The 13,151-nt window shown below is 68.0% G+C and carries 15 protein-coding genes; 6 read left to right on the top strand and 9 right to left on the bottom strand.

Annotation, left to right across the window (positions count from 1 at the left end; all coding sequences use genetic code 11):
* The first annotated feature begins 10 nt into the window (after nucleotides 1-10).
* The 3 genes from ACZ42P_RS08635 to ACZ42P_RS08625 are packed head-to-tail and all read left to right on the top strand — an operon-like array spanning nucleotide 11 to nucleotide 3,336.
* Nucleotides 11-1,723, top strand: a complete 1,713-nt coding sequence (locus ACZ42P_RS08635; protein WP_464897149.1) for a cation:proton antiporter domain-containing protein — start codon at nucleotides 11-13, stop codon at nucleotides 1,721-1,723.
* Nucleotides 1,720-2,199: a phosphate-starvation-inducible PsiE family protein gene (locus ACZ42P_RS08630; protein WP_464897148.1), complete on the top strand. Its 480-nt coding sequence runs from the start codon at nucleotides 1,720-1,722 to the stop codon at nucleotides 2,197-2,199. The genes ACZ42P_RS08635 and ACZ42P_RS08630 overlap by 4 nt, the downstream gene beginning before the upstream one ends.
* Nucleotides 2,200-2,217: 18 nt before the next feature.
* On the top strand, nucleotides 2,218-3,336 hold the full coding sequence (locus tag ACZ42P_RS08625) for a S1C family serine protease (protein WP_464897147.1): 1,119 nt from the start codon (nucleotides 2,218-2,220) through the stop codon (nucleotides 3,334-3,336).
* Nucleotides 3,337-3,340: 4 nt separating this feature from the next.
* On the opposite strand, the gene ACZ42P_RS08620 is transcribed toward ACZ42P_RS08625, so the two are convergent.
* Entirely contained in the window at nucleotides 3,341-3,913 is a 573-nt protein-coding gene (locus ACZ42P_RS08620) for a MarR family winged helix-turn-helix transcriptional regulator (RefSeq protein WP_464897146.1), read from the bottom strand.
* A 22-nt stretch (nucleotides 3,914-3,935) separates the two neighbouring features.
* On the bottom strand, nucleotides 3,936-4,250 hold the full coding sequence (gene cyaY / locus ACZ42P_RS08615; RefSeq protein WP_464897145.1) for an iron donor protein CyaY: 315 nt from the start codon (nucleotides 4,248-4,250) through the stop codon (nucleotides 3,936-3,938).
* 51 nt (nucleotides 4,251-4,301) lie between these two features.
* On the opposite strand from cyaY, the gene lptM reads away from it, so the two are divergent.
* The 3 genes from lptM to ACZ42P_RS08600 all read left to right on the top strand — a co-directional run bounded on the left by lptM (nucleotide 4,302) and on the right by ACZ42P_RS08600 (nucleotide 6,750).
* On the top strand, nucleotides 4,302-4,445 hold the full coding sequence (gene lptM, locus ACZ42P_RS08610) for an LPS translocon maturation chaperone LptM (protein ID WP_464897144.1): 144 nt from the start codon (nucleotides 4,302-4,304) through the stop codon (nucleotides 4,443-4,445).
* Entirely contained in the window at nucleotides 4,442-5,707 is a 1,266-nt protein-coding gene (gene lysA / locus ACZ42P_RS08605; protein WP_464897143.1) for a diaminopimelate decarboxylase, read from the top strand. The genes lptM and lysA overlap by 4 nt, the downstream gene beginning before the upstream one ends.
* 374 nt (nucleotides 5,708-6,081) lie before the next feature.
* Nucleotides 6,082-6,750 (top strand): histone H1-like repetitive region-containing protein, encoded by a 669-nt coding sequence (locus ACZ42P_RS08600; RefSeq protein ID WP_464897142.1) that lies wholly within the window; start codon nucleotides 6,082-6,084, stop codon nucleotides 6,748-6,750.
* 46 nt (nucleotides 6,751-6,796) lie between these two features.
* On the opposite strand, the gene ACZ42P_RS08595 is transcribed toward ACZ42P_RS08600, so the two are convergent.
* The 7 genes from ACZ42P_RS08595 to mgtE form a co-directional block, all read right to left on the bottom strand.
* Nucleotides 6,797-7,408, bottom strand: coding sequence for a protein-methionine-sulfoxide reductase heme-binding subunit MsrQ (locus tag ACZ42P_RS08595; protein WP_464897141.1), 612 nt, complete (start codon nucleotides 7,406-7,408; stop codon nucleotides 6,797-6,799).
* A complete protein-coding gene (msrP, locus tag ACZ42P_RS08590; RefSeq protein ID WP_464897140.1) occupies nucleotides 7,409-8,323 on the bottom strand; it encodes a protein-methionine-sulfoxide reductase catalytic subunit MsrP in 915 nt (304 codons plus the stop codon).
* A gap of 11 nt (nucleotides 8,324-8,334) precedes the next feature.
* Nucleotides 8,335-9,072 carry an anti-sigma factor family protein gene (locus tag ACZ42P_RS08585; protein WP_464897139.1) on the bottom strand — a complete coding sequence of 246 codons (738 nt, stop codon included), beginning with the start codon at nucleotides 9,070-9,072 and terminating at the stop codon, nucleotides 8,335-8,337.
* Nucleotides 9,072-9,578, bottom strand: a complete 507-nt coding sequence (locus tag ACZ42P_RS08580; RefSeq protein WP_464897138.1) for a sigma-70 family RNA polymerase sigma factor — start codon at nucleotides 9,576-9,578, stop codon at nucleotides 9,072-9,074. Before ACZ42P_RS08580 ends, ACZ42P_RS08585 begins: the two co-directional genes overlap by 1 nt.
* 14 nt (nucleotides 9,579-9,592) lie before the next feature.
* The gene (locus ACZ42P_RS08575) at nucleotides 9,593-10,015 is read right to left on the bottom strand and encodes a nuclear transport factor 2 family protein (RefSeq protein ID WP_464897137.1); all 423 of its coding nucleotides are present in this window, start codon (nucleotides 10,013-10,015) and stop codon (nucleotides 9,593-9,595) included.
* Between the two features lie 154 nt (nucleotides 10,016-10,169).
* Nucleotides 10,170-11,561, bottom strand: coding sequence for a dihydrolipoyl dehydrogenase family protein (locus ACZ42P_RS08570; RefSeq protein WP_464897136.1), 1,392 nt, complete (start codon nucleotides 11,559-11,561; stop codon nucleotides 10,170-10,172).
* Nucleotides 11,562-11,627: 66 nt separating this feature from the next.
* On the bottom strand, nucleotides 11,628-13,070 hold the full coding sequence (gene mgtE / locus ACZ42P_RS08565; protein ID WP_464897135.1) for a magnesium transporter: 1,443 nt from the start codon (nucleotides 13,068-13,070) through the stop codon (nucleotides 11,628-11,630).
* Nucleotides 13,071-13,151: the final 81 nt, after the last annotated feature.

The raw sequence follows: 13,151 nt of genomic DNA, 5'->3' as shown, positions 1-13,151 counted from the left end.
GCCTGGGTCCGTGCAGGATCTCTTTTCCTTTTCCCTGGTGCTGCTGGTGGCGGGGGCGATCGCCGCCGCCATCGCGAGCCGCCTGCGTCTGCCCACCCTCCTGGGTTACCTTGCCGCCGGTGTGGCCCTGGGGCCCTCCGTGTCGGGACTGTTGCAGCCGGGGGAGAGCCTCACCTTCCTGGCGGAGGTGGGGGTGGTGCTGCTTCTGTTCATGGTGGGACTGGAATTCTCGGTGGCGAGTCTGTGGGCCACCTGGCGCCGGGTGCTTTCGGCGGGTCTCTTGCAGATGCTGTTCGTGGGCCTCACCGTGGGATTCGCTGCCCACGCCCTGGGGGCGGACGCCCAGGCGGCCTTCCTGCTTGGCGCCGCGGCGGCCATGTCCTCCAGTGCCATCGCCGGCAAACAGCTTGCGGAACAGGGTGAACTCACGGTGCGCCACGGCCGCATGGCCATGGCGGTGCTGGTCTTCCAGGACATTGCCACCATCCCGGTGCTCGCCCTGCTTGCCATCTGGGCACGCGGCGGTGCGCCCGACACCGGCGCCGTGGTGGCGGAAGTCGCAGGGGTGCTGGCCCTGTTCGTGGTGGCGGTGGCCGTGTCGCGCCGGCCCCTGCAGCGCTTCATGGCCTGGGTGGCCCGGCGCGGCGTGGAGGAAGTGTTTTTGCTGGTGGCGCTGACCGTGGTGCTGGGCGCCGCCTACGGGGCCCATGTCCTGGGCGTCTCCCCCGCGCTGGGTGCCTTCCTCGCGGGGGTGGTGCTGGGGGAAAGCGATTTCCGCCACCGCATGGAAGACGACATCCGGCCCTTCCGCGACGTGCTGCTGAGCCTGTTCTTCATCACCGTGGGCCTGCAGGTGGATGCCGGCCAGTTGCTCGCCGCGCCGCTCGCGGTACTCGCTTGGCTGGCGGCGCTGGTGCCCCTGAAGATCTTCCTCAACTGGCCGGCGCTGCGCCTGTCCGGCCTGTCGCGCGCGGATGCCTGGCGCGGCGCGGTGATCCTGGGCCATGGGGGCGAATTCGGCCTGCTGCTTTTGGCCGGCGCCCTGGCCGTGGGGGTGATCCCGCCTCACCTGGGCCAGGCCGCGCTGGTGGCCCTGGCCCTGTCCATGGGCGCGGCGCCTCTTTTGATCCGCCACCACGAAGGCATCGCGCGCCTGCTCACGGGCCGCGCGGCCCCGCCCGGCCCACCCCAGGAGGAAGACGTGGGCCTGCGTGCCGCCCAGCTGGAACACCACGTCATCGTCTGCGGGGCGGGCCAGCTGGGGCGCATCGTCAGCCAGGCGCTGGCGGTGGCGGAGATCCCCCACCTGCTCGTGGAGTCGGACTACGAGGCCTACCAGGCGGCGAGGGCCGAAGGACTGCCCGTGTACTACGGGGATGCCAGCCGCATCAACACCCTGCGCGCCGCCGGTGTGGAGCGCGCGCGGCTGGTGGTGATCACCTTCCACCGTTCCGAGCAGGCCCTGCGCATCGTCCATTTCCTGCGTCACAGCCATCCCGAAGTGCCGGTGCTGGCCACCAGTCTCACCGACCGGGAGGCCCGCCGCCTGCTGGGCGAACCCGGCGTGAAGGTCTATGTGGAGCGTCTGGCAGCGGGACTGGCCCTGGCGGAACGGGCGCTGCTGGAAAGCGGCGTCGATGCCGAACGCACCGACGGTCTCATCGCCGCCCTGCGCGACACGCTACAATCGCCGCTTCACCCCGCCGCCAAGGAGACGCCATGAAGCCGCGCACCTCTGCCGCCTGGAAAAATCTGCGCGAAGCCTGGGAGGTGATGAGTTTCTACGAGCGCTTCGAGGAAGTCATCGCCCTCATCCTCTCCGGCGTGATCGCCGTGATCGTGGTCATTTCCCTGATCCAGCTCATCCGCCTGGTGTTCACCCTGCTCTGGGTGGACGCCTTCAATCCCCTCGACCACACGGTGTTCCAGACCGTGTTCGGTGCCATCATGACCCTCCTCATCGCCATGGAGTTCAAGCACTCCATCATCAAGGTGGCGCTGCGCCGGGACAGCATCATCCAGGTGAAGACCGTCGTGCTCATCGCCCTGATCGCACTGGCGCGCAAGTTCGTGATCCTGGATCCCGAGGTGGCGCCGGCCAAGATCGCCGCCCTCGCGGGCGCTACCCTGGCCCTGGGCATCGTTTACTGGCTGATGCGTGAGCGCGACGAGGCGGCCGCGCGCCGGTCCCAGTCCTGACTCGCCGAGGAACGCGCCATGTCCCTGCGTACCATTGGTTCCCTGCTCTGGCTTGCCGTGGCCGCCGTGCTGCTGCTTCTGATCTGGCAGGGGGCGCCGCTGTGGCTCGGGCAGACGGGTCGCGACGCCCAGCCGCGCCCGGTGACCGCCCGGGGCGACCTGGCCGCCGACGAGAAGGCCACCATCGAAATCTTCGAGAAATCCCGGGACAGCGTGGTGTTCATCAGCACCCGCGCCACCGTCATGGATCTCTACACGCGCAACGTGTTCACCGTGCCCCGTGGCACCGGCTCCGGCTTCATCTGGGACGACGCGGGTCACGTGATCACCAATTTCCATGTCATCCAGGGGGCCTCCGAGGCCACCGTGCGTCTGGCCGACGGGCGCAGCTTCCGGGCGGCTTTGGTGGGGGCCTCGCCGCCCCACGACATCGCCGTGCTCAGGATCGGGGTCGGTTTCAAGCGGCCGCCGCCGGTGCCCGTCGGCACCAGCCATGATCTCAAGGTGGGCCAGAAAGTGTTTGCCATCGGCAATCCCTTCGGTCTGGACTGGACCCTCACCACCGGCATCGTTTCCGCCCTCGACCGCGCCCTGCCCACCGAGGACGGCCGCACCATCGACCACCTGATCCAGACCGATGCCGCCATCAACCCCGGCAATTCCGGCGGGCCGCTTTTGGACTCCGCGGGTCGCCTGATCGGGATCAACACGGCCATCTACAGTCCCAGCGGCGCCTCCGCCGGCATCGGTTTCGCAGTGCCCGTGGATACCGTCAACCGCGTGGTGCCCCAGCTCATCGCCAAGGGTCGCTACATCCGCCCCGCCCTGGGCATCGAGGTGGATGAAATGCTCAATGCGCGCCTGACCCGTCTGCTGGGGGTGGAGGGGGTGGTGGTGTTGCGGGTGCTGCCGGATTCCCCCGCCGCCCAGGCCGGGCTGAAGGGCGCCACCATCGCCCCGGACGGCAGCGTCGTGCCGGGCGACATCATCCTGGCGGTGAACAACCGGCCCGTGCGCAGTGTGGCCGAACTGTTTTCCCGTCTGGACGATTTTCAGGTGGGGGATGTGGTGGCCCTGCGCCTGCTGCGCGCCGGGCGGCCGGTGGAGCTGGCCGTGACCCTCATGCCGGGGGCCTGAGCCTTCAGGTGCGCGGGGTGTGCAGGCGGCAGATCTGACGGGTCTCCGGCACGCTCAGGCGCTCCCCCGTGACCCCGCAGTGGTAGATGCGGGCGCTTTCCCGCTGCAGATGGGCGCAGGTGTTGCATACCCCGAAGGTGCGTTCCTGGTGCATGGCCTGGAGATTGCGCAGGGTCTCCTGCAGCACCAGCACGGTGGTGCGGCTGCGGGCGGGACTGATGTTGGCCGCGGCGCTCTGCCAGATGGGGGCGAGCTGGGCATCCTTCATGAGGCGGCGGCCGGCGGCGGAAAGCTTGAGGCGGACCACCCGCCGGTCGTGCTCGTCCACGTAGCGGGTCACCAGACCCTTGCGGTAGAGCAGCAGCAGGCTCTGGGATACGGTGCCCTTGGTCAGCCCCAGATACTCGGTGAGCGCCTGGGGCGTGTTGCTGTAGCGGTTGGCCTGGCGCAGATAGCTCAGGGCCTGCAGGTGCACGGGATGCAGCTTGTAGGCCGCGCCCAGCCGGCGCATCTCCACCCGGATCAGGTTGCCCAGGCGTTCCGTGAGTTCCAGCAGATTGAATGCGCTCTTGCGCATGGGCGGCCGCGGGCGTCTCCTGCTAGCCGATGCTGACCGGCTCGCCGGCCTGCTGGCTCACCCATTGGGAGAGGGCGGGCATGAGTTCGGAGCCGTCGCGGGTATTGCGCCAGGCGCCGTCCAGCCAGCGGTAGTGAAAGCCGCCGGCGCGCGCCGCCACCCACAGTTCCTGGTTGGCGGCCTGGCGGTTGATGACGATCTTGCTGGCATCCGGGAAGGTCAGGGTGAGAATGCCCGCGCTGGTCTCGTAGTCGATGTCGGCACCGCTGTCCTCGATCGCCTGCTCGATGCGGGCCAGTGTCTCGTCCACCAGTCGGTTGAATTCCGTCTCGGTCATGGTGTTTTCCCGGTGTGCTAAGATGCGGGCTGCCTGCCCCACCCCCGATTCATGCCAGCCATGCGACTCGTCCCCATGATATTGGTGCTCGCTGCGGTGCTGCAAGCCTGTGGCGTGAAAGGCCCCCTCTACCTGCCCCAGCCCACCGCGGCAACACCGGCCCCTGCCCCGGCCCCGGTCAAGGAAAAGCCGTGAATCCCTTCGGCTATCGCGAGCAGGGGCTGTGCGTGGAAGAACTGCCCCTGACCCACGTCGCCGAACGGTACGGCACGCCCTGCTACGTCTATTCCCGCGCCGGGCTGGAGTCTGCCTACCGGGAATTCGACAGGGTCTTTGCGGGCCTGCCCCATCTGGTGTGCTACGCGGTCAAGGCCAATTCCAATCTGGCCATTCTCAATCTGTTCGCCCGCCTGGGGGCGGGTTTCGACATCGTCTCCGGCGGCGAGCTCAAACGCGTGCTGGCCGCGGGGGGCGACCCGTCCCGCGTGGTGTTTTCCGGCGTGGGCAAGACCGAGGCGGAAATGCGCCTGGCCCTCGAGGCGGGCATCCTTTGCTTCAACGTGGAATCCGAGGCCGAGCTCTACCGTCTCAACGAGGTGGCGGGAGGCCTGGGACGCCGGGCGCCGGTATCGCTGCGGGTCAATCCGGACGTGGATCCCCGCACCCATCCCTACATCTCCACCGGCCTCAAGGAAAGCAAGTTCGGCATCGAATATGGCCGGGCCTTCGAGCTCTACCAGGTGGCGCAGACGCTGCCCCATCTGACGCTGCGGGGCATCGATTGCCACATTGGCTCCCAGATCGTCGAGGTGGAGCCTTTCGTGGATGCCCTGGAGCGGGTGCTCGCCCTGGTGGACCGGCTCTCGGCCGCGGGTATCCGGCTCGAGCACGTGGATCTGGGCGGCGGTGTGGGCATCCGCTACCGGGACGAAACCCCGCCGGATCTTGCCGACTATGCCCGGCGCATCGGCGAACGCCTCGCGGGACGCGGCCTGACCCTGCTGCTGGAGCCGGGCCGCGCCCTGGTGGGCAATGCCGGCCTGCTGCTGACCCGGGTGGAGTACCTCAAGCCCGGACAGACGCGCAACTTCGCCATCGTCGATGCGGCGATGAACGACCTGATGCGGCCCGCCCTGTACGATGCCTGGCATGACATCCTGCCCGTGCGGCCTCACGACGACCCCGAGCGGGTGTGGGAAATCGTCGGCCCGGTGTGCGAAAGCGGTGACTTCCTCGGCCACGACCGGCGTCTTGCCCTGGCCCAGGGCGATCTCCTGGCCATCATGTCCGCCGGCGCATACGGCATGAGCATGGCCTCCAACTACAACAGCCGGCCGCGTGCCGCCGAGGTCATGGTGAGCGGCGCCCAGTCCTTCCTGATCCGGGAGCGCGAACCCCTCGAGGCCCTGTACGCCCTGGAACACCTGCTGCCGGGCGGTCCGTCCGCGGCGTCCTGAACGATTCCGGGCGCGCCGCCGCGCAAAAATTATTTTTGCCAGCCCGGGTCGTTTCGGCTCGATACCAACTCGCGGAAGCCGCGTCTTTCCTTGCATTGCGCGCCGCGGTGCCTTTGGCGAATTGGTATCGACTCGCGACCAAATAACCGAGACCCCGGTTTTTCCAGCAGAAAAACGCCCGATTTGCGTTGACGCCTATTGTGTGCATCCAGTCGCTGCCATAAATTTCGCGTCACCGGGCGGTGGCGAACTTTCAACTGAGTCACGAAAGGTAAGAGTTGCGCGTGAGTCAATTGGAAGCCATCTGCCGCCGGGTGGCGTGGCCCCGGGCCGCGCCGGTTTCAACCCTTAACGTTTCGAAAAGGAGTTCAACCATGGCAACACTGGAAATGGCCGCAGCGGCAGCTGGCAGTTCGTCTGGCGCGTCTGCGGCCAAGAAGCCCGCCGCCAAGAAGGCGGCAGCCAAGAAGCCCGCAGCGAAGAAGGCGACCGCCAAGAAGCCTGCAGCCAAGAAAGCTGCTGCCAAGAAACCGGCCGCCAAGAAGCCCGCGGTGAAGAAGGCCGCCGCCAAGAAACCCGCCGCCAAGAAGGCGGCCGCCAAGAAACCGGCGGCCAAGAAGGCTGCGGCCAAGAAGCCCGCCGCCAAGAAGGCTGCACCGAAGAAGGCCGCGGCCAAGAAACCGGCGGCCAAGAAGGCTGCACCGAAGAAGGCGGCTGCCAAGAAACCTGCAGCCAAGAAGGCGGTAGCCAAGAAACCCGCCGCCAAGAAGGCCGCGCCCAAAAAGGCTGCACCCAAGAAGGCGGCTGCCAAGAAGCCTGCGGCCAAGAAGGCGGTAGCCAAGAAACCCGCCGCCAAGAAACCGGCGGCGAAGAAAGCCGCGCCCAAGCCGGCGGCGAAGAAGGCGGCGCCCAAGAAGCCGGCCGCCAAGAAGGCCGCACCCAAGCCGGCGGCTCCCGCCCCGGCGCCGGCGGCTGCGCCCACCGCGCCCATTGCTCCGGTGATTCCGAAGCCCATGGCCACGGTGGCGTCGCTGCTCAAGTAAGCCCGGCACGGCCCACAGGGCGGGTGGGGAAACCCACCCGCCTTTTTTATTGCCTGCGCAGCGCGGGAATCGCCCGCGCCGCGAGCAGCAGGGCGAGCACGGCGCCATAGAGGAGCGGCAGGGTGAGATCCTTCTTCACCAGCCAGGCGTAGTGGCACACCGCGGCGATGGCGACCAAGTACACTGCGCGGTGCAGCCGCTGCCAGTTCCGGCCCAGGCGCCGCATCATGGCCTGGGTGGAGGTGAGGGCGAGGGGCACCATCAGGAGGTAGGCGGTCATCCCCGCCGTGATGAAGGGACGTTTCGCCACGTCACGGGCAATCTCCCGCCAGTCGAAGAACTGGTCCCACCACAGATAGGTGAGGAGATGCAGGCTGGCGTAGAAAAAGGCAAACAGGCCCAGCATGCGGCGCAGGCGCGCCAGCTCGCCCCACCCGGTGAGCCGCCGCAGCGGCGTCACGGCCAGGGTGGCGAGCAGCCACACCAGCGCCCAGGTGCCGGTGGAGTGGGTGACGAATTCCACCGGATTGGCTCCCAGACCGTCGCCCTGCGCCAGTAGGCCCAGCCGCGCAAGAGGCATCAGGGCCGCCAGGAACACCCCGGCCTTGAGCCAGATCCGCGGTGGAGGCCCCGCCGGCCGTTGGGACGCCCGTCCCATTCAGAAGAACTTCCGGAGATCCATTCCGGCATAGAGGTGGGCCACCAGCTCCCCGTAGCCGTTGAAGGGCAGGGTGGGGCGCTTGCGGAACTCGCCGATGCGCCGTTCCCGCGCCTGGCTCCAGCGCGGGTGGTCCACCGCCGGGTTCACGTTGGAATAGAAGCCATACTCGTCAGGCGCCGCGCGCATCCAGGTGGTGACGGGTTGCTGCTCCACAAGACGGATGCGCACGATGGACTTGGCACTCTTGAAGCCGTATTTCCAGGGCACCACCAGGCGGATGGGCGCACCGTTCTGGTTCGGCAGCACTTCGCCATAGAGGCCCACTGCCAACAGGGTGAGGGGGTGCAGGGCTTCGTCCAGACGCAGTCCCTCGCGATAGGGCCAGTCCAGGATGGGCCGGCGCTGGCCCGGCATCTGCCGGGGGTCGTGCAGGCTCACGAATTCCACGTATTTCGCCGATCCCAGGGGTTCCGCCAGGCGCAGCAGGCTGGCCAGGGGAAAGCCGATCCAGGGAATCACCATGGACCAGCCTTCCACGCAGCGCAGGCGGTAGATGCGCTCCTCCAGGGGAAAACGCAGGAGCGTGTCCACGTCCCACACGGCGGGTTTGCGCACCAGCCCTTCCACGCTCACCGTCCAGGGGCGGGTGATCAGGCTGTGGGCGTGTTGCGCCGGATCCTCCTTGCCGGTGCCGAACTCGTAGAAGTTGTTGTAATGGGTGACATCCTCGAGGGACGTGGGGGGCTCCGCGGTGGAATAGCCACTCGCCCGGGCGGACAGCCGCGCCTGCGCCGGGGCGGCGAGCGCGGCCAGCGCGGCCGCACCGGTCGTGAGAAAGGCCCGGCGGCTGCGGAACAGTTCGACCGGAGTGATTTCCGAGGGGGGAATGCCCGGGATGCGCAGTCTGGGCATGAAAACTCCTTTCAGCCGAGCTGGTGATAGACCGCCGTGGCGAGTTCCAGCAGATGGCTGCGTTCCAGATCGCCCGACAGGGCGTAGCCGAAACGGCCGTCCACCCAGTAGAAGACACTCACTCCGTCGCGGCGTTCATAGCGGAAGGCGGTATCGGCGGTCGTCCCGGCAAGCACGCGCACATAGAGGGTGACGCGTCTGCCCTGGTCATCCTGGTACATGAATTGCGCCGCCGGTCCGTCCTGCGCCGGCAGCAGCCGCCCGCCCACGAGCTGGAAGCCGGCGCGGCTCAGGTCAGGGGCGGGTAGCTCGCGGCCCAGCCGCTTGGACAGCCACTGCACCAGATGGACCTCGCGGGTCGCTTCCACCTCCACCGGATGCAGCACCTCCGGTGCATACACCACGTGCGCGGCTGCCGCTTCCCGCGGCAGACTTGCCAAAGGTTGGGGCGCGGGCGCGGCGCCCCGGCCCAGCCAGCCCAGGATCACGCCCAGCCCCAGCCAGGCCAGCATGGCGGCGTAGCGCAGCCGGCGTGCGGCAGGCGGCCGGGGCAGAAGCCGGGCCGGCACAGGTTCCGTCAGCACCGGATCGAACAGGGCATGCAGCGCCTGCTTCTGGCGACGCCATGCCGCCACACGCGCGGCGGCCTCCGGGTGGCGTGCCAGGTAGGCCTCCACTTCCTGGCGCGCACTCCCGTCCAGGGCGTCGTCCACGTAGGCATGCAGGCGCTGTTCGTCGATTTCCGTCATTATTTCACCCTGCGCAGACTGGGCCCCCACTCGCCATCCATCAGGCGCCGCAGCCGTTCGCGTCCGCGTGCCAGGCGCGACATCACGGTGCCCACCGGCACCCCCAGCACCTGCGCCACTTCCTCATAGCGCAAGCCTTCCAGGCCCACCAGCAACAACACCTCGCGATATTCCGGGGCAAGCCGGCCAAGGGCGGTCACCAGGTCGCGCAACTCCAGTGAGTGGTCCTGGCTGGCGGCCAGGGGCAGTTCCAGCTCGGCCTCCTCCCACGGGAGGCCGAGGCGATCACGCCGCGTCGCCTCCTGGTTCACATACACATTGTGCATGACGGTGAATAGCCAGGCACGCAGATCGGAGCCGTGGCGCCAGAGGCCGAACTTGGTCAAGGCCCGCTCCAGGGTGTCCTGCACCAGATCGTCGGCGCGTGCGGCATCCCCCGTCAGCGCCCGCGCGTAGCGACGCAAACGGGGAATGTGTTCGGCAACGGGGTGCGGCTTCGACCACACGGGGGCAGCTTCGCTCAATAGCCGTTGAAGGCGAGCTTGGGATCCACCTGCCACACCTCGCTGACCAGCCTGCCGTCACGGTACACCAGCACGTAGCGCACCTTGACCGTGTTCTTCCCCTGGAACTGCACACTGGCGGTGACCGTGCCTCCCTTGTCGTTGACGGATTCCTCCAGGCGCGCGACGGTGACCGTGTAGGGCGCGTTGCTGGCGAAACGGCTCCACACCTCGCGAATACGGTCCTCGCCCAGGTAGGCACCGTCCAGCGGGCCACCCACCCACTGGAACGTGGCATTGGGGGCGTACTGGCCCATGATGGCGTCCACCTGGCCGGCAGCGATGGCGTCGAAATGGGCGCGCGCATCCTCGGCGGGGCCCGCCTCGGCGGTCAGCGAAAAGGTGGCGAACAGAAGGAAAGGCAGCGTGATCTTGTGCATGGTGTTTGCTCCTGCAAGGCCTTCGCCGGAAATTGCGCCGGGTGCCAGGTCAGTGGCGGCGCGGCGCCGTCTCCGTGGGAGGCGGGTTAAGGGGAATTACACTGGAGCAAACAGGACGACGCGGCCGTTTATTCCCGCGGCCCGGAAAATTTTTTCAGCCGAGGGCCTTTTCCGCCGGGGCGGTGGCCGGCAGGCGGGCGAGCAAGGCCTGGGCGGCCTGGCACACCGCCTCGGCACGGGCGGGATGACCGTAGAAGCCGTTGGCCAGGGCGCGTAGGGCGTCGGGCTGGCCGAGACGCTGGGCGAGCAGGTGGATCAGCTCCGCGGCATCGGCTCCCACCACTTCCGCGCCCACCAGCGTTCCGGTCCGGGCATCCCCCAGCAGGCGCACGAAGCCGTCGGCCTCGTCCTGGCTCATGGCGCGCACGTTGTGGCCGAAATCCGCGCTGCCCACCAGCACGCCCGGCTCCTCTGCCTCGTGGCTCACCCCGATGCGGCCCAGTTCCAGGGCGGAATGGATCACCTCGGGCACCGCGCGCCGGTCCTGGACCCGTGAGCCCGGCGCAAGGATGTTGGCCACCGCCACGGCTGCATCGGCCAGCGCCTGGCTCGCGCTCATGCGGGGATTGGTGACGTCGCCGGCAGCGTAGATGTGGGGCTGCGAGGTCTGCATGGATTCGTTGGTCTTGATGAAGCCCTTGCTGTCCGTGTTCACCCCGGCGGCGTCCAGTGCCAGGCCCGAGGTGTGGGGACGGCGGCCGGTGCCCAGCAGCACCCAGTCCACCAGCACGGACTCGCTGCTGCCGGCGAGGATCAGGCGCACGCCTTCCGGGGACATTTCCACTGCCTCGGGGCGCGCCCCCACGCGCGCCTCGATGCCATGGCGGCGCAGACGGTCGTTGAGCTGCTGCAGGGCCGCGGCGCTGAAGCGGGAATGGGACAGCGGCGGGTTTTGCGCCACCCAGGTGACCTCCCGTCCCAGCATGGTGAGGATGAAGGCGAGCTCGGTGGCTACCGCACCGGAACCGACGATGGCCACCCGCTTGCCGGGCGGCGGCGGTGCCCCGAACAGCTCGTCCGTGGTGAGCACCCGCTGCTCGGTGAGGAAAAACGGCTTGGGCACATAGGGGGCGGAACCGGTGGCGATGACGAAATGGCGGGCGCTCAACCGGTCGCGCCCGTCCAGGGCAATGGTGTGGGGATCGACGAAGGAGGCGCTGGCGGCGAAGCCGTTGATACCCAGGCGCTTCATCTGGGCGATGTGGGCGTCGCGCACCGCGCGGGCCAGCTTGCGCGCGTGTTCCCAGGCGCCGGCGAGATCACCGCTGACGCTGCCCTGGATGCCGCGCCGGGGAAAGCCCCGGGCGGCGGCGATGAGCCGGGCGGTGTGATGCCAGTCGTGCTTGGGCAGATAGCCGCGGTTGAGGCCACAGCCGCCCCACTCGGCCTTTTCCACGATGGCGACCTTGAGCCCGTGACTGGCGGCGAGGACGGCGGCCCGGTTACCGCCCGGCCCGGAGCCGATCACGATCAGGTCGTATTGCATGGCTGGAGGTTGCCCCCGGCGATTGCCCCGTTGTGGCCACGCCCCGTGGCCGCACGAATCCGGACTTTACAACAAAAACAGGGTGGCGAGTCCGAGGAAGATGAAAAATCCCCCGCTGTCCGTGATGGCGGTGATCATGACACTGGATCCCACTGCCGGATCGCGTCCCAGCTTGTGCATGACCATGGGGATGAGCACGCCCATGGTGGCGGCGAGCAGCAGGTTGAGGGTCATGGCCGCGGTCATGACCAGGCCCAGGGCGACGTTGTCGTAGAGCCACCAGGCGATCAGACCGATCACCGAACCCCACAGCAGCCCATTGACCACCGCCACGCCCAGTTCCTTCCACAGCAGCTTGCGCGCATTGGTTTCCTGCACCTGGCCCAGGGCCAGGGCGCGCACGATCATGGTGATGGTCTGGTTGCCGGAATTGCCGCCGATGCCCGCGACGATGGGCATCAGGGTGGCGAGTGCCACCAGCTTCTCGATGGTGCCTTCGAACAGGCCGATCACGCGTGAGGCGACGAAGGCCGTGACCAGATTGATGGCCAGCCACGTCCAGCGGTTCTGCACGCTCTTCCACACCGGCGCGAACAGGTCCTCTTCCTCGCGCAGACCCGCCAGGTTGAGCTTCTCGGCCTCGGATTCCTCGCGGATGAAGTCCAGCACCGCATCCACCGTGAGGCGGCCGATGAGGTGCCCTTCCTGATCCACCACCGGGGCCGTCACCAGGTCGTAGCGTTCGAAGGCCTGGGCGGCCTCGTGGGCATCGTCCTCCGGGTGGAACACCACCACATCCTCCGCCATCACCTCGCGCACGGTCTGTTCCGGCTCCTCGGTGAGCAGGCGCTTCAGGGGCAGCACACCTCTGAGCACGTTGTTGCGGTCCACCACGAACAGCTTGTCGGTCTGGTCCGGCAGTTCCCGCAGCCGGCGCAGGTAACGCAGCGCGGTCTCCAGGGTGACGTCCTCACGGATCGGCACCATGTCGAAATCCATGAGGGCGCCGACCCGATCCTCCTCGTAGGACAGGGCGGATTGCAGACGCGCCCGGTTCTGGACGTCCAGGGAGGCGAGCAGCTCGTCGATGACGTCCTTGGGCAGGTCCGGCGCCAGGTCGGCGATCTCGTCCGTGTCCAGGGTCTCGGCGGCGGCCAGCAGCTCCTCCGAGTCCATGTGCTTGATGAGGCTCTCGCGCACTGCATCCGAGACCTCGAGCAGGATCTCGCCGTCGCGTTCCGCCTTGACCAGGTCCCAGACCTTGAGCCGCTGCTCCAGGGGCAGGGCCTCGAGGATGTAGGCCACGTCGGCCGGATGCAGCTCGTCCAGCTTTTTCTGCAGGGCTGCCAGGTTCTGCTTGTGAACCAGGGATTCCACCAGCTCATGGCGGGGCATGTCCTGCTTGTGCACCAGGGACTCGACGAGCTCGGCCTTGCGCAGGAGCTCCTGCACCTGGTGCAGGGATTCCTGGACGCTTTCGTGGGGTTTGCCTTCCTGGACGACGGTCATGGGGGGAGCAGGGCTTGGGCGGCAAAAGCCCAGATTCTAGGGAGGGGCGCGGTCAGCGTCCACGTCTATTTGCGTCAGGAT

The organism is Thiobacter subterraneus (genome assembly GCF_055379455.1).
The sequence above is the reverse complement of the archived record's forward strand: the minus strand, read 5'-3'. Positions and strand labels throughout refer to the sequence as shown.

Bases quoted from the DNA above. Each gene is read 5' to 3' on its own strand.
- ACZ42P_RS08570 (WP_464897136.1), bottom strand. From the start codon at position 11,561: ATGCAATACGACCTGATCGTGATCGGCTCCGGGCCGGGCGGTAACCGG.
- msrP (WP_464897140.1), bottom strand. From the start codon at position 8,323: ATGCCCAGACTGCGCATCCCGGGCATTCCCCCCTCGGAAATCACTCCG.
- ACZ42P_RS08595 (WP_464897141.1), bottom strand. From the start codon at position 7,408: ATGGGACGGGCGTCCCAACGGCCGGCGGGGCCTCCACCGCGGATCTGG.
- mgtE (WP_464897135.1), bottom strand. From the start codon at position 13,070: ATGACCGTCGTCCAGGAAGGCAAACCCCACGAAAGCGTCCAGGAATCC.
- lptM (WP_464897144.1), top strand. From the start codon at position 4,302: ATGCCAGCCATGCGACTCGTCCCCATGATATTGGTGCTCGCTGCGGTG.
- ACZ42P_RS08630 (WP_464897148.1), top strand. From the start codon at position 1,720: ATGAAGCCGCGCACCTCTGCCGCCTGGAAAAATCTGCGCGAAGCCTGG.
- ACZ42P_RS08620 (WP_464897146.1), bottom strand. From the start codon at position 3,913: ATGCGCAAGAGCGCATTCAATCTGCTGGAACTCACGGAACGCCTGGGC.
- ACZ42P_RS08600 (WP_464897142.1), top strand. From the start codon at position 6,082: ATGGCAACACTGGAAATGGCCGCAGCGGCAGCTGGCAGTTCGTCTGGC.
- ACZ42P_RS08625 (WP_464897147.1), top strand. From the start codon at position 2,218: ATGTCCCTGCGTACCATTGGTTCCCTGCTCTGGCTTGCCGTGGCCGCC.
- ACZ42P_RS08575 (WP_464897137.1), bottom strand. From the start codon at position 10,015: ATGCACAAGATCACGCTGCCTTTCCTTCTGTTCGCCACCTTTTCGCTG.
- ACZ42P_RS08585 (WP_464897139.1), bottom strand. From the start codon at position 9,072: ATGACGGAAATCGACGAACAGCGCCTGCATGCCTACGTGGACGACGCC.
- cyaY (WP_464897145.1), bottom strand. From the start codon at position 4,250: ATGACCGAGACGGAATTCAACCGACTGGTGGACGAGACACTGGCCCGC.